The 15,150-nt window shown below is 63.9% G+C and carries 14 protein-coding genes; 10 read left to right on the top strand and 4 right to left on the bottom strand.

Features of this window, described 5'->3' with window-relative positions; all coding sequences use genetic code 11:
- Positions 1-28: 28 nt before the first annotated feature.
- Complete coding sequence (locus RhoBH5_RS06465) at positions 29-1,129, top strand: C40 family peptidase (RefSeq protein WP_270008077.1); 1,101 nt, start codon at positions 29-31, stop codon at positions 1,127-1,129.
- Between the two features lie 88 nt (positions 1,130-1,217).
- Here the strand turns inward: RhoBH5_RS06465 and greA are convergent, their stop codons facing one another.
- A complete protein-coding gene (gene greA / locus RhoBH5_RS06460; protein ID WP_007726385.1) occupies positions 1,218-1,712 on the bottom strand; it encodes a transcription elongation factor GreA in 495 nt (164 codons plus the stop codon).
- A 227-nt stretch (positions 1,713-1,939) separates the two neighbouring features.
- Positions 1,940-2,365 carry a DUF4307 domain-containing protein gene (locus RhoBH5_RS06455; protein WP_007726384.1) on the bottom strand — a complete coding sequence of 142 codons (426 nt, stop codon included), beginning with the start codon at positions 2,363-2,365 and terminating at the stop codon, positions 1,940-1,942.
- Positions 2,366-2,668: 303 nt separating this feature from the next.
- Between RhoBH5_RS06455 and mca the strand changes: the two genes are divergently transcribed.
- The 3 genes from mca to RhoBH5_RS06440 are packed head-to-tail and all read left to right on the top strand — an operon-like array spanning position 2,669 to position 5,905.
- On the top strand, positions 2,669-3,547 hold the full coding sequence (mca, locus tag RhoBH5_RS06450) for a mycothiol conjugate amidase Mca (protein ID WP_007726383.1): 879 nt from the start codon (positions 2,669-2,671) through the stop codon (positions 3,545-3,547).
- The gene (locus RhoBH5_RS06445; protein ID WP_007726381.1) at positions 3,544-3,858 is read left to right on the top strand and encodes a hypothetical protein; all 315 of its coding nucleotides are present in this window, start codon (positions 3,544-3,546) and stop codon (positions 3,856-3,858) included. The genes mca and RhoBH5_RS06445 overlap by 4 nt, the downstream gene beginning before the upstream one ends.
- Positions 3,859-3,877: 19 nt before the next feature.
- Positions 3,878-5,905, top strand: coding sequence for a thioredoxin domain-containing protein (locus RhoBH5_RS06440; RefSeq protein WP_039972674.1), 2,028 nt, complete (start codon positions 3,878-3,880; stop codon positions 5,903-5,905).
- Here the strand turns inward: RhoBH5_RS06440 and trhA are convergent.
- Complete coding sequence (gene trhA, locus RhoBH5_RS06435; RefSeq protein ID WP_003945269.1) at positions 5,872-6,540, bottom strand: PAQR family membrane homeostasis protein TrhA; 669 nt, start codon at positions 6,538-6,540, stop codon at positions 5,872-5,874. The two genes, RhoBH5_RS06440 and trhA, sit on opposite strands and share 34 nt — an antisense overlap.
- A gap of 172 nt (positions 6,541-6,712) precedes the next feature.
- Between trhA and RhoBH5_RS06430 the strand changes: the two genes are divergently transcribed.
- The gene (locus tag RhoBH5_RS06430; RefSeq protein ID WP_003945211.1) at positions 6,713-7,480 is read left to right on the top strand and encodes an isoprenyl transferase; all 768 of its coding nucleotides are present in this window, start codon (positions 6,713-6,715) and stop codon (positions 7,478-7,480) included.
- A gap of 6 nt (positions 7,481-7,486) precedes the next feature.
- On the opposite strand, the gene coaA is transcribed toward RhoBH5_RS06430, so the two are convergent.
- Positions 7,487-8,419 (bottom strand): type I pantothenate kinase, encoded by a 933-nt coding sequence (gene coaA / locus RhoBH5_RS06425; RefSeq protein ID WP_003945270.1) that lies wholly within the window; start codon positions 8,417-8,419, stop codon positions 7,487-7,489.
- Between the two features lie 172 nt (positions 8,420-8,591).
- On the opposite strand from coaA, the gene RhoBH5_RS06420 reads away from it, so the two are divergent.
- The 5 genes from RhoBH5_RS06420 to RhoBH5_RS06400 all read left to right on the top strand — a co-directional run bounded on the left by RhoBH5_RS06420 (position 8,592) and on the right by RhoBH5_RS06400 (position 15,143).
- The gene (locus RhoBH5_RS06420; RefSeq protein WP_193595096.1) at positions 8,592-9,788 is read left to right on the top strand and encodes a DUF885 domain-containing protein; all 1,197 of its coding nucleotides are present in this window, start codon (positions 8,592-8,594) and stop codon (positions 9,786-9,788) included.
- Positions 9,789-9,864: 76 nt separating this feature from the next.
- Positions 9,865-11,172, top strand: coding sequence for a serine hydroxymethyltransferase (gene glyA, locus RhoBH5_RS06415; protein WP_193595097.1), 1,308 nt, complete (start codon positions 9,865-9,867; stop codon positions 11,170-11,172).
- A gap of 151 nt (positions 11,173-11,323) precedes the next feature.
- Positions 11,324-12,757, top strand: coding sequence for an amidase (locus RhoBH5_RS06410; RefSeq protein ID WP_270008076.1), 1,434 nt, complete (start codon positions 11,324-11,326; stop codon positions 12,755-12,757).
- A 26-nt stretch (positions 12,758-12,783) separates the two neighbouring features.
- Positions 12,784-13,500 carry a helix-turn-helix transcriptional regulator gene (locus RhoBH5_RS06405; RefSeq protein WP_063316812.1) on the top strand — a complete coding sequence of 239 codons (717 nt, stop codon included), beginning with the start codon at positions 12,784-12,786 and terminating at the stop codon, positions 13,498-13,500.
- 275 nt (positions 13,501-13,775) lie between these two features.
- A complete protein-coding gene (locus RhoBH5_RS06400; RefSeq protein WP_007726365.1) occupies positions 13,776-15,143 on the top strand; it encodes a PhoH family protein in 1,368 nt (455 codons plus the stop codon).
- Positions 15,144-15,150 lie beyond the last annotated feature (7 nt).

Raw genomic sequence — 15,150 nt, 5'->3', positions numbered from 1 at the left:
GATTTTCAGAGGTTTATCGGAGGTTCGGATGGCAGTCGGTGTCCTGGCGATCGCTGTGTCGATCGGCACCGCACTGGGCGTGATGAGTGGAACTCTCGCAGCGCCCGCACAAGTCGAGAAGAACGAGTCTTCGAATGCTGCAGTCTCACTTGCAGCCTGGAACGGACCGGCACGAACTCAGGACACACCTGAGGGAATCGTGCCTTCCGTACCCTCCAACTTTCCGGGAGCGACATTGGCGCCCGTGGGAGCGGTGGCAGTGTTCGCGCCGTGGATCAAAAAGGCCGGTGCTCTGTGCTCGGAGATCACGCCCGCGGTGATCGCCTCGCTGTACTCGGTCGAGAACGGATTCAAGTACGGACCCGATACCGACATCTCACCGGAAGGTGGGCGCGGGCCTGGCCGCTTCACCACCGCAGCGTGGACGGCATACGGCAAGGACGGTGACGGCGACGGAAAGATGGACATCCTGGGCGTTGCCGATCCGGTGATGACAACCGGATACCGGTTGTGCGATCTCGTGAAGCAAGCGCAGTCCTGGCAGAAGTCCGGTGAGGTCGAGGGCGATACCGTCGACCTCGCGCTCGCTGCCTACGACGTCGGGCCGGACGCAGTTCGCGAAGCGGGCGGCGTTCCGGCAGACAAGTCGGGCGAGGTTCCTGCGGAGCAGGCGGTCGCCGCTCCGTTCGTCGCCCAGATCAAATCGTTGCAGGACTCGTTCGCCCTGATGCTTGCGCCCTTCGACTACAACAACCTCGCCGCAGCGGTGGGCGGCGTCGTCGAGGCCGGTCTGAAGTTTCTCGGATTGCCGTACGTGTGGGGTGGCGGAAACATCAACGGGCCGTCGATGGGCGGGTTCGACTGCTCGGGGCTGACGTCGTACGCGATCCACGCGGCCACCGGGGTGACTCTGCCCCGGACCTCGGAGACGCAGTGGGGTGTCGGCGTCGAGATCCCGCTGGATCAGGCGCAGCCCGGTGACCTGTTGTTCGGCAACTGGCAGGCAGGCGGCCCCGGCCACGTGGCGATCTACGTCGGCAACGGTCAGATGCTTCACGCACCCACGTTCGGCGACGTGGTGAAGGTCGGCCCGATCTTCGCCGGCATGAAGGCTCGCCGCGTGGTGTGAGTGGGCAGGAAACGGCGAGCGTCGACAGAGCAAGAAGCGCCACCCGACCGAGTCGGGTGGCGCTTCTTTTCAGAGCTGGTACAGCCGATCAGCTGTGGTAAGGCTCCGCGCTCAGCAGCGTGACCTTCATGGTGCTGCCGTTGGGCAGGTTGTACTCACGCGTGTCGCCGACCTTGGCTTCGAGCAGCGCGCCGCCCAGCGGTGAGTTCGGCGAGTAGACCTCGAGCTTGGCGTCACGTGCGCCTTCTTCGCGGGTAGCGATCAGGAACGTCTCGGTGTCACTCTCGTCGCCGTCGTAGTAGACCTTGACTACGGATCCGGGCAGTGCGACACCGGACTGAGTGGGGGCCTCGCCGACCTTTGCGCTGTTCAGCAGCTCCTGGAGCTGGCGAATGCGGGCTTCCTGCTGACCCTGCTCTTCGCGGGCAGCGTGGTAGCCGCCGTTCTCCTTCAGGTCGCCCTCTTCGCGACGCTCGTTGATCTCGGCGGCGATGACCGGGCGATTGGCGATGAGCTGGTCGAGTTCGTTCTTGAGCCTGTCATGTGATTCCTGGGTAAGCCAGGTCACCTGGGTCTCGGTCATCTCGATCACTCCCTAGTAGTCGGAGCCGGGGGCTCCCTCGACGATCGCTGCAACAGCAGCGAACAACGACACAGAAGCACCACCAGGGATGCAACCTTGCCGTCAAACCTTGCGTCAATGCAGCAATACACGGTTCCACCCGGAACCGTGTATCGGGCAATTCTATCACGCATGACTACCCGCCCTGTCCGGCGTCAAACGTCCGGCAGGGTGGGTGCGTTCCGAGGTCAGCTCTTGGTCAGGTACTCCGGAACGTCGAAGCTGCAGCCGTAGACGTCGGCCATGCCTGGCGGCTGGGACGTCTTGACCTCGGTGTTGAACTCGAGGGTCTGATGTTCCGACGACGGGACGTAGACCTCACGTCGACCGGTTTCGGAGCCGTCCTTCGAGCGTGCGCGCACGATGCACATCGCTTCACGCGACGAGTCGTCGCGTGTGACGGTGAAACGGATCTTCACCGTGGAGTCGTTGGCGATGTCGAACGAGATGGTCTCGGTCTCGATTTCCTTGACCGCAAATTTTCCGTACGCGTAGTACGCGATTCCGCCGCCTACGACGATGACGAGAGCGGTCAGAGCCCACACCATCCACTTGCGGGGACTGCCCGTGCGAGTTGTGCTCGGGTACCGATCTTGGGGAAGCGGTTTGCTCATCACTCTGCTCTCGAAGACTCGAGTTCGCGTGTCGTGCAGCAACTGACTGTGTCCCGCCGGATTACCGAAGGGGTCACGGCTGCGCCAGGAACTCTCGGGTGGAACTATAGAGGACGTATCCCGTCGCGCCGTCGGTAGGTTTGTCGGCAGTCGGTACGTTTGACGGCAACGGCCCGGAGTAATCCGAGCGGTGCACAGCGTGTGATTCGAAGACTGCCGGTGACGGCTACAGGTGAACTGCCGGTGACGGCTACAGGTGAACTGCCGGCAACGGCTACAGGTGAAGTTGAGGTGAACGAACACGTGAGCGGATTCCGGCTCATGGCCGTCCATGCCCATCCCGACGACGAGTCGAGCAAGGGTGCGGCCACCACCGCCCGTTATGCAGCCGAAGGCCACGAAGTGATGGTCCTGACGCTCACCGGGGGTGAGCGTGGCGACATTCTCAACCCGGCCATGGACGTTCCCGGTGTCCGCGATCGAATCAGCGAAGTTCGCCAGGAGGAGATGGCCGAGGCCGCTCGCATCCTGGGCGTGAAGCAGCGCTGGCTCGGTTTCGTCGATTCCGGGCTTCCCGAGGGCGACCCTCTTCCGCCGCTGCCCGAAGGGTGCTTCGCCCTCGTTCCGCTCGAAGAGTCGACGCGCGCTCTGGTCAAGGTGATTCGCGAGTTCCGTCCCCACGTCGTCACGACGTACGACGAGAACGGCGGATACCCGCACCCGGATCACATCCGGTGCCACGAGGTGACGATGGCAGCCTACGAAGCCGCCGCCGATCCCGAGTACTTCCCCGAGGACGGTCAGCCGTGGGAAATCAAGAAGGTCTACTACTCGCACGGATTCATCCGTAAGCGCCTCGAACTCTTCCAGGAGGAGTACGAGCGTCGCGGAGAGCCGTTCCCGATGGCGGACTGGCTCAAGAAGTGGAAGACCGAACGCGGCGACATGATGGTCCGGGTGACCACTCAGGTCACGTGCGGCGACTACTTTCCCCAGCGTGACGATGCTCTGCGCGCACACGCGACGCAGATCGATCCCAACGGTTCGTTCTTCGCTGTGCCGCTCGACATTCAGCAGAAGATCTGGCCCACCGAGGAATTCGAGCTCGCCAAGACGCGGGTCACCACGTCCATTCCGGAAACCGACCTGTTCGCAGGTCTCGAAGAGGACGCTCAGAAGTGAATGCTCTGTCCGCCGAGGTAGTTCTCGGCACCACACAATTTCTTGCTCAGACGCCCAGTAACCCATCCGGCCCGGAGTTCGGAAAGTCGTCTCCGGTCGGCCTGCTGGTGATTCTTGCGCTGCTCATCGGTGTGATCCTCCTGGTTCGGTCAATGAACCGCCAGCTCAAGAAGCTGCCGGAGACGTTCGAACCGGATCATCCCGAACTCGATCAGCAGGCAGACGAAGGCACCGACCGGGGAGCTATCACTGCTCCGAGCCCGGCGGAACCCAACGTCTCTACCGAGAAGAAGCCCAAGCAAGAATCCTGAGACGAACGAGGTAGCGGCGATGGACCCACGGATGCGGAACAACCTGGGTGGGTCCTCGAGCCCTTACCTGCGTCAGCACGCCGACAATCCGGTCCACTGGCAACAGTGGGGCGAAGAAGCGATGGAGTGGGCGCGCGAGCGCAACGTGCCGATTCTCCTCTCGATCGGATACTCGGCGTGCCACTGGTGCCACGTCATGGCGCACGAGTCGTTCGAGAACGACGAGATCGCGGCCGTCATGAACGCGAACTTCGTCTGTGTGAAGGTGGACCGAGAAGAACGTCCCGACATCGACGCCGTCTACATGAATGCGACAGTTGCGATGACCGGCCAGGGCGGCTGGCCCATGACCTGTTTCCTGACTCCCGACGGTTCACCGTTCTACTGCGGCACGTACTACCCGCCGACGCCTCGCGGCGGAATGCCTTCGTTCACACAGCTTCTCGAAGCGATAGTCGACACCTTCACGAATCGGCGCGACGAGGTCGACAACGCGGCGCAGTCGATCGTCACGGAACTTCAGCGCGCGTCGGGCGGGATTCCGTACGGCGGAGCACCCATCGACGCCGAGCTGCTGAACGCGGCGGGCCGGTCGATCCTCGGCGACGAGGACGTCCCGCGCGGGGGATTCGGTGGGGCACCGAAGTTTCCACCGTCGGCACTACTGGAGGGGCTGCTCCGACAGTACGAGCGAACGGGTTCGGGCGAGATCCTCGGCGGCATCGAGCGCACCGCCGAAGCAATGGCACGTGGCGGGATCTACGACCAGTTGGGTGGCGGTTTCTCGCGGTACTCGGTCGATGCCGAGTGGGTGGTTCCGCACTTCGAGAAGATGCTCTACGACAATGCGCTGCTCCTGCGGTTCTACGCGCACTGGGCGCGGCGCACCGGATCGGACCTCGCCACTCGCGTCACCGAGGAGACCGCAAGGTTCCTGCTCTCCGATCTGCTGACCGAGAACGGTTGCTTCGCTTCGGCTCTCGATGCCGACACCGACGGCGTCGAAGGCCTCACGTACGTATGGACGCCGACGCAGCTGGTCGAGATTCTCGGCGCGGAGGACGGGCAGTGGGCGTCGGAGTTGTTCCGGGTCACCGATACCGGAACCTTCGAAGAGGGTGCGTCGGTACTGCAGTTGCTCCGTGACCCCGACGACTGGTCGCGCTGGCAGACGGTCTCCGACGCTCTCCGTGCCGCCCGGGCTCAGCGTCCACAGCCTGGCCGCGACGACAAGGTGGTGACGGCCTGGAACGGGTTGACCGTCACGGCCTTGACGGAAGCCGGACTTGCCCTGGACCGACCCGACTGGATCACCGCGGCGGCCGAGTGCGCAGGCGCTCTTCTCGACCTTCACCTGGTGGACGGTCACTTGCGTCGCGCTTCCCTCGGCGGGGCTGTCGGCGCCCCGACGGGCGTGCTCGAGGATTACGCAATGTTGGCCACCGGCCTCCTGGCTCTATACCAGGCAACGGGATTGGCGCGGTGGCTCGATGCGGCGCAGCAGTTGCTCGACGTCACTGTCGACCACTTCGCTGATCCGGCCGAGCCGGGAAGCTGGTTCGACACGGCCGATTTCGCGGAGTCGCTCGTGACTCGGCCCCGAGACCCGTTGGACGGCGCGACGCCGTCCGGTGCGTCGAGCGTCGCGGAGGCGCTGTTGACCGCGGCGGCGTTGACCGATGCCGATCGATCGTCTCGTTACGCCCAGGCCGCGGCGGACGCGTTGGCGAGGGCCACGCTGCCGCTCGAGCGTGCGCCTCGGTCGGCGGGGCACTGGCTCGCGGTGGCGGAAGCGTCGTTGCGTGGTCCGATACAGGTGGCCGTCGTCGGGGAAGGTTCGCTGTTGGCCTATGCCCGACGGCTTGCCCCGGGTGGTGCAGTGGTTGTCGGGGGTGCCCCGGATTCTTCACCGCTGCTTGCAGATCGACCCCTCGTCGACGGTGGTGAAGCCGCGTACATCTGTCGGGGATTCGTGTGTGATCGGCCGGTGACGACGGTGGTGGAACTGGCGAGTCAGTTGAACACGACGAGCCATACCGCGATGTAGTGGCAGATCGCTGCGACGACCGTCGCGGCGTGGAAGAACTCGTGATGCCCGAACGTCGTGGGCCACGGGTTTGGCCATTTCGTCGCGTACAGAATTGCGCCGACGCTGTAGAAGATTCCGCCGACGAGCAGCAGCACCATCGGCGCCACACCGACCTGGTGCGTCAGTTCACCGACCACGGGAACGATCGCCCAACCGAGGAGCAGGTAGAGCGGGACGCCCACCCATTTCGGGGCGGTGGGCCAGAGCATCTTGAGTGCGACGCCGGCGAGCGCGCCTGCCCACACGATCGCGAGGATGATCTTGCCGGTGTGAGTCGGGAGGCCGAGCATGGCGAACGGTGTGTAGCTGCCGGCGATGAAGAGAAAGATCATCGAATGGTCCGCACGCTTCATCCACGTACGGCCCTTGACCGTCTGCCACTGGATGCGGTGATACGTCGCGCTGATGCCGAAGAGGCCGCAGATCGTGACGCTGTAGATCGCGGTCGCCCAAGCCGCTTTGGCGCCGACCTGAGCGCCGGCTACGGAGACGAGAACGATGCCCGCGACGACGGAGACACCGAGCGCCCACAGATGGATCCAACCGCGCATGCGTGGTTTGACCGGAAGCTCGTCGAGCCCGAATGCCGTCATGTGCAACCCCTCTCGTTCCGTACTGTTGCGAACCGCGTAACCTACGGTACCGTAGGTTACGCATCAGTAGCATAACCTACCTGCGGGTTTTCGACGCGTACAAAAAGCGTGACGGCGCTCGCATGTGGCTGTCACTGCCGGGCGTAGTCTTTGACACCATGGTGATGTCACGGTGAATCTGCGCGGACTGCTGTACAGCATCTACGAGCGACGACTCCTCAGTCATCTCGACGGTCTCGCGCACCCACGGCACGTAGCCGTGATGTGTGACGGAAATCGGCGATGGGCTCGCGAGAACGGCTTCACCGATGTCAGTCACGGGCACCGCATGGGCGCGCTCAAAATTGCCGAATTGCTCGAGTGGTGCGACGCCGCCGGAATCGAGATGGCAACCATCTACCTGCTCTCGACCGAGAACCTGCGCCGCGAGCCGGAAGAGCTCGACACCCTCCTCGAAATCATCACCGACGTCGTCGAAGAGATCTCCGGGCCCGGCAAGAACTGGAGTGTGCAGATCGTCGGTGCTCTCGATCTTCTGCCTCCCGAGCAGTCCAGGCGCTTGCGGGAAGCGGCGGCGGGGACGAGCGGCCGAACCGGGACACATGTCAACGTCGCGATCGGATACGGCGGGCGTCAGGAGATCGCCGACGCCGTCCAATCGCTCCTGCGCGACAAGATCGGTGCGGGTCTGAGCGGCGACGAACTGATCCAGGCCGTCACGGTCGACGGCATCGACGGGCATCTGTACACGTCGGGACAGCCCGATCCGGATCTGGTGATCCGCACCTCCGGCGAGCAGCGGCTCTCCGGATTCCTGTTGTGGCAGAGCGCCTATTCGGAGATCTGGTTCACCGAGGCGTACTGGCCCGAATTCCGTCGAGTCGACTTTCTTCGAGCCTTGCGCGATTACGCGGCGCGCCACCGCCGGTTCGGCGCCTGAGCCGTCTCAGAGCTTGCGCAGTCGCAGCCGGTTGATCGTGTGATCGGCGTCCTTGCGCAGCACCAGGGTTGCGCGGGGGCGGGTGGGGAGAATGTTCTCCACCAGGTTCGGGTGGTTGATCGAGTTCCAGATCTCCTTCGCCGCGATGGTCGCGTCACGGTCGGAGAGGCCGGAGTAGTGGTGAAAGTGGGCGTTCGGATCGGCGAACGACGTGTTGCGTAGCGCGAGGAACCGCTGGATGTACCAGGCTTCGATGTCCTCGATGCGGGCGTCGACGTAGATCGAGAAGTCGAACAGATCGGAGACCATCAGACGCGGGCCGGTCTGCAGGACGTTGAGGCCCTCGATGATGAGGATGTCGGGCTGGCGGATCAGGTGGTACTGGCCCGGGATGATGTCGTACGACGTATGCGAATAGACCGGCGCCGCTACCTCTTCCGCCCCGGACTTGACTTCGGTGACGAAGCGCAACAGCTTGCGGCGATCGTAGCTTTCGGGAAAACCCTTGCGGTGCATGATGCCCCGACGCTGGAGTTCCCTGGTCGGATAGAGGAATCCGTCCGTGGTGACGAGGTCGACGCGCGGATGGTGATCCCAGCGGGCCAGGAGAGCTTGCAGCACACGAGCAGTCGTGGATTTTCCGACCGCGACCGAACCGGCGACGCCGATGACGAAGGGCACCTGACGGTCGGGATGCTTCTCGCCGAGGAAGGTCGCGGTGGCCGCGAACAGTCGTTGGCGTGCCGCTACCTGTAGGTGGATCAGACGTGCGAGGGGGAGATAAACCTCGGCAACTTCTTCGAGATCGATCTGCTCGCCGAGACCACGCAAGCCGTACAACTCGTCCTCGGTCAACACCAGTGGCGTCGACTTACGCAGTGTCCGCCACTGCTTGCGGTCGAACTCGACGTAGGGACTCGATTCGTTGGTGCGCGCCATCAGCCCAGCTCACCGGCACGTAGTGAACCCGGGGCCCGGCGGACGAAACAGCTATGCGAGCAAGCCAGGCGCGTGTGCGCACGATCCGAGTGCATAGTCGGATTGTGCTCGGTGCCACGTCCGGGATTTTCGCCGGGTGGCATTCCGGAGCGAGCGACTAGGCTCGGTGGTTATGGATCCAGACACACTTGTTCGCCAATACCTGCTGCTCGGACTGGGTTTCGACCGTCTCGAAGACGGGTTCGTCGACGCGTTCACCGGTGACCCGGTGCTGCGTAAGCAGATCGAGAGCGCCCCGAAGCCCGATCCGCGTGAACTTGCCCGCACGGCACGTGAATTGCGGGGCGAGTTGGCCGGAAGTGGTCTGAATGCCGAACGCTCCCACTTCGTCGACGTACACCTTCGCGCCCTGGAATGCTCCGGGCGCAAGTTCGCGGGTGAGGACATCGGCTTCGTGGACGAGGTCGAGGCGTACTTCGACGTACGAATCGAAAAGGGAAACGAGGACGCCTACAGCGACGCTCACCGGTTGATGGGTGAAGTTCTGCCCGGTCCGGGACCGCTGGCGCAGCGGGTGCAGGCGCATCGCAAGGCCGACGAGATCCCCGCGGCGAAACTGAACGAATGCGTCGAGGCAATGTCGAGTGCGCTGCGCGATCTGGTCCGCGGCACGTTCGGGCTTCCCGCGTCGGAAACCGTCGAATACGAAGTGGTGGGGGACAAGCCGTGGTCCGGCTTCAACTACTACCTCGGTGACTACCGCTCCAAGGTTGCGATCAATTCGGATCTGCCGCAGTTCATGGCCAACCTGCCGCGGCTGATCGCGCACGAGTCCTACCCCGGCCATCACACCGAGCATTGCCGTAAGGAAGCCGGTCTGGTCGGTTCGGGCCAGCTCGAGCAGACACTGTTCCTGGTCAACACGCCGCAGTGCATCATGGCCGAAGGCCTCGCGGATTTGGCGCTGGAAGCGATTGTCGGCCCGGACTGGGGTGTGTGGGCGCAGGACATCTACGCCGACCTCGGCTTGTCTTTCGACGGGGAAAAGGCGCAACGGCTCTCCGCCGCGTCGGGGCAACTGCTGAGTGTCCGGCAGGATGCGGCGCTGATGTTGCACGACGAGGGGCGCAGCCTCGACGACGTGGCGCTGTTCCTCGAACGGTGGTCGCTGTCGACGCCGGAACGCGCTCGCCAATCGCTCAAGTTCCTGTCTTCGCCGCTGTGGCGGGCATACACCAGCACGTATGTCGAGGGATACCGGCTGCTCGGGGGATGGCTGGACGAGGTGCCGGTGGGCGCGGAGCGCACCGAACGCTTCCGCAGGCTGCTCGACGAGCCGCTGGTCCCCAGCTCTCTGCGTGCTGCCTAGTGCCGGGTGGAGACGGCGGGAGCGAACTTCGTAGACTGGACGCATTCGTTTCCGCATCCAGCTTGGAGATTCCTCGATGACCGCTGTGCCCGGCTCCGACGTCAACTCTGCATCACTCGCCGAACTCGACCCCGAAGTCGCCGAGGCGATGGCTGGTGAATTGGCTCGTCAGCGCGACACGCTCGAGATGATCGCGTCGGAGAACTTCGTTCCCCGCTCGGTTCTGCAGGCTCAGGGCAGCGTCCTGACCAACAAGTACGCCGAGGGCTACCCGGGACGTCGTTACTACGGCGGTTGCGAGCACGTCGACGTCATCGAGGATCTGGCGCGCAACCGTGCGAAGGAACTCTTCGGTGCAGAGTTCGCGAACGTTCAGCCGCACTCGGGCGCACAGGCCAACGCTGCTGTTCTGATGGCACTGATGAACCCGGGTGAGAAGCTGCTCGGCCTCGACCTTGCACACGGCGGTCACCTCACGCACGGTATGAAGCTCAACTTCTCCGGCAAGTTGTACGACGTCGCGTCCTACGGCGTCAGCAAGGAAGATCACCGCATCGACATGGACGAGGTGCGCTCGATCGCCCTCGCCGAGAAGCCGAAGGTCATCGTTGCCGGCTGGTCCGCGTACCCGCGTCAGCAGGACTTCGCGGCGTTCCGTGCGATCGCCGACGAGGTCGGGGCGTACCTGTGGGTGGACATGGCTCACTTCGCCGGACTGGTTGCGGCAGGCCTGCACCCGTCGCCCGTCCCGTACGCAGACGTCGTCTCCTCGACCGTCCACAAGACCCTCGGTGGTCCGCGTTCGGGCCTGATCCTGGCGAAGAAAGAGTGGGCCAAGAAGCTCAACTCCGCTGTCTTCCCCGGTCAGCAGGGTGGACCGCTCATGCACGCCATCGCGGCCAAGGCAGTCACCTTCAAGATCGCTGCCGGTGAAGAGTTCAAGGATCGTCAGGCACGCACCCTTTCCGGTGCGCGCATCCTTGCCAAGCGTCTGGGCAACAAGGACGTCGCAGACCAGGGCATCAGCGTCCTGACCGGCGGCACTGACGTCCACCTCGTGCTCGTGGACCTGCGTAACTCGCAGCTCGACGGCCAGCAGGGTGAGGACCTTCTGCACGAAATCGGCATCACGGTCAACCGCAACGCTGTTCCGTTCGATCCCCGCCCGCCGATGACCACCTCCGGTCTGCGTATCGGTACCGCAGCGTTGGCCACTCGCGGATTCGGTGATGCCGAGTTCACCGAGGTCGCCGACATCATCGGTACCGCTCTGGCCGGCAACGCGGATCTGCCGGCGCTGCGTGCGCGCGTCGCCAAGCTCGCTCTCGACCTTCCGCTGTACGACGGTCTCGAGAACTGGGGCCTGCTCAGCAAGAACGTCTAGGAATTCCTTCACCGACGGCCCGGTCCCTTTCGAGGGGCCGGGCCGCTGGTTTTTTCCAGTCGCGGATTGTGGCATCGGTCACATGACCGATGGTGGCCGAGTTCGGTGCTTCCTAGCCTGAGAGCATCACCCCTCCGGCGAAGGAAACCCCATGACCGAACAGAATCTGCATTGGCTCTCCGCTACCGAGATGGCGGCGTCGGTCGCGTCGAACAGTCTCTCGCCCAACGAGATTGCCGAAGCGATGATCCAGCGCGTCGACGCCGTCAATCCGTCGATCAACGCGATAGTCCAGTTCGATCGCGAGCAGGTGACGCGCGATGCGGCCGAACTCTCACGGCAACAGGAAGCGGGCGAGAAACTCGGCCCGCTGCACGGCGTTCCGTTCACGATCAAAGATCTGACGGCAGTCGACGGGCTGCCGACCACGTTCGGGATGAAGCCGATGGCCGACAACATCGCGACGGGAAATGCCGTCGTCGTGGACAGGCTGCGAGGCGCCGGCGGACTGTTCCTGGGAAAGACGAACACTCCCGAAAGTGGTTACTACGGAGGCACGGACAACCACCTGTACGGGCCGACGCACAACCCGTGGAAGCTCGGCAACAGCGCGGGCGGGTCCAGTGGCGGTGCGTCGGCTGCCGTGGCTGCAGGCCTCGGGCCACTTGCCGAGGGCAGTGACGGCGCCGGATCGGTGCGTATCCCGTCGGCGCTCTGCGGGGTCGTCGGGTTGAAGCCGACCACCGGCGTCATCCCGCAGACCATCCTGGCCGGGCGCTTCTACAACTGGGCGTATCACGGTCCGATCACCCGGACTGTTGCCGACAACGCGCTGATGCTCGACATCATGGCCGGGCCGGACAATGCGGACCCGCTCTCGATCGAGCGTGCCGAGACCTCGTACGTCGAAGCCTCGAAGGGCGACGTGAAGGGCCTTCACGTGGCGTGGTCGCCGAATCTCGGTCTCGGCCATGTTGATCCGGAGGTGCTGGCGGTGTGTCTCGACGCGTTGTCGGCATTCGAGGAATTGGGTGCCCGGATCACCGAGGCGACCCCGCAGTGGGGAAATCCGTCGGAGTCGATGTGGAACGGCATCTGGGTTCCCGGTTTCGCTTCCGAATACGACTTGCTCGACTGGGAGAACCAGCGCGGCGAGGTCGACGACAACCTGATCGAGATCATGCACGAGGCCGAGCGGCTCACCGGTGTCGACGTCGGGCGGGCCGACGCATTCCGCGGCGTCATGTGGGACACGTGGACCGCGTTCATGAACGACTACGACGTGTTGGTCTCGCCGACCTTGGCTTCGGCCACGTTCCCGCTCGGTCAGTTCGCGCCGTCGTGGCTCGAGGGTGCGTCGCTGCGTGAGCAGTTGCTCGATTGGCTCTTCACCTACCCGTACAACATGCTCAACAATCCGGCGATCACCGTGCCCGCTGGATTCACCGCCGACGGTCGACCGGTGGGGCTGCAGATCGCCGCACGTCACCGCCAGGACGCACTGGTCCTGCGGGCTGCCGCGAACTTCGAAGCGGCACGTCCGTGGGCGGACAAGAAGCCGGCCGATTCACTGGTCGTGGCCTAGCTCACACGATTGGCTAGATTGGTGTGATGACGTCTGTACTGCCTGATCGCGGCGCTGGACCTGACATGTTCGCGCCGCGATCGCCGGCGGCCGGGGCGTACGGCATTCTCGGCCTGTGCGCCGAAGAACTCCGCGCTCGTGGACTCGCGTACTCGGCTGCGGCGGTCACGTACCGAGACCCGTCGAGCGGAAGGCATCGGGCTCTGGCGTGTTCCGGATACGACGCCAGGGTGCTCGAGTTCCTGCTCGAGGACTTCGTCGCCGATCGCAATCTCTTCGGCATCATTCGCGAGGCTTCGGGCGTGCCCGTGTTCTGGCAGGACGTGCCACGATTCGAGCAGGTCGAGATGGTCACCGATGTTCTGCGGCCGTCCGGGTACGCCGAGGGTGCCTCGGTCGCATTGGGGTTCTCCGGCCGTGAGGTGACCGGATTGCTGCACATGAGCTTCGCGGATTCCGGCGTCGTCGATCGCGTACGGGAGGTGGTGGCGGCGTCCAGCGCAGCCTGCTCGCGCGTCGTGGGGGACCAGGTGGCGCTCGATCGTGTCCATCTGAGCCCACGGGAGATTCAAGTACTGCAATTGGTGGCCAGGGGCGCGGGCAATGTCGAGATCGCCGAGGAGTTGTTCGTCAGCCGTCGCACCGTCGCCACCCATCTCGAGAACATCTTCGTCAAGACCGGAACCAATTCGCGGGTTCAGGCAGCGGTGCGCGCCGCCAAGTGGGGTCTGATCGAGTCCTGAGTGACGCCGAATCACACGAGTGGCATTTTGTTACCTGGCGTTCACCAGATGTGCGGCTCGTTCCGTGGCGCGAGTGTCCGATCCGCAGTACCGTCGGCAGTAACGAGTAACCAGAAGTTACTTGTGCGGGAGGTTCTGATCGTGACTGAAACACTCAGTACGAGAGGGCCGGCGCCCGGCCCTTGTTTCAGCTGACACAGCGTCACCTGACACCAGAGCCGTCCGGCCCAGCGAGCTGAGTTTGCGCGGGTGCCGCGCAGACCTAGGAGCCCAACGTGACTGCATCACGCTCCGTCTCTGCCCACTCGGCCCGGGCTGATCAATCAGCCGGGAATCATTCGGGAGATGCACTTCGCACGTACGTCTTGGATACCTCGGTACTACTGTCCGATCCATGGGCTGTCACTCGATTCGCCGAACACCACGTGGTACTCCCACTGGTCGTGATCAGTGAACTCGAAGGCAAACGGCACCACCACGAACTGGGATGGTTCGCCCGAGAATCGCTCCGCATGCTCGACGATCTACGGATCGAATACAGCCGCCTCGACCGTCCGGTGCCGATCGGCACCGAGAACGGGACACTGCAGGTCGAACTCAATCACACCGACCCTGCGGTCCTGCCCGTCGGATTCCGCACGGACAGTAACGATTCGAGGATTCTGGCGTGTGCGCTGAATCTTGCTGCGGAGGGCAAGGATGTAGTCCTCGTCAGCAAGGACATTCCGCTTCGTGTGAAGGCAGGCGCGGTGGGACTACCTGCCGACGAGTACCACGCTCACGACGTCGTGCCATCCGGATGGACGGGCATGACTGAGCTGGACGTCGCCTCGACGGACATCGACGAGCTGTTCAACGAGGGTTTCCTGGACCTCGACGAAGCGCGAGATCTGCCGTGTCACACGGGTCTTCGCCTGCTCGGTGGTTCGTCGAGCGCCCTCGGTCGGGTGACTCCCGACAAGCGCATCCAGTTGGTGCGCGGTGAGCGCGAGGCGTTCGGGTTGCACGGCCGCTCCGCCGAGCAGCGCATTGCGCTCGATCTCCTCATGGACGAGAGCATCGGCATCATCTCTCTCGGTGGTAAGGCGGGCACCGGTAAGTCGGCCTTGGCTCTGACGGCAGGTCTTGAAGCGGTTCTAGAGCGCCGCACTCAGCGCAAGGTTGTCGTCTTCCGTCCGTTGTATGCCGTTGGCGGACAAGAACTCGGCTACCTTCCCGGTAGTGAGAGCGAGAAGATGGGCCCGTGGGCTCAGGCCGTTTTCGACACTCTCGACGGGTTGGCCTCGCCAGAGGTTCTCGAGGAGGTTCTCGCCCGCGGAATGCTGGAAGTGTTGCCGCTGACGCATATTCGCGGTCGGTCGCTGCACGATTCGTTCGTGATCGTCGACGAAGCGCAGTCGCTCGAACGAAATGTTCTGCTGACAGTGCTTTCTCGTCTGGGAACCGGCTCGCGAGTGGTCCTCACGCACGACGTCGCGCAGCGTGACAACCTGCGAGTGGGCAGGCACGACGGAGTTGCGGCCGTCATCGAGAAGCTCAAGGGGCACCCGCTTTTTGCGCACATCACACTCACGCGCAGTGAGCGTTCGCCGATCGCCGAGTTGGTGACCGACATGCTCGAGGAGTTCGGCCCCACTTCCTGAGAAGTGA

The organism is Rhodococcus sp. BH5, from assembly GCF_027583855.1.
GTDB classification, from domain to species: Bacteria; Actinomycetota; Actinomycetes; order Mycobacteriales; family Mycobacteriaceae; genus Rhodococcus_F; species Rhodococcus_F qingshengii.
The sequence above is the reverse complement of the archived record's forward strand: the minus strand, read 5'-3'. Positions and strand labels throughout refer to the sequence as shown.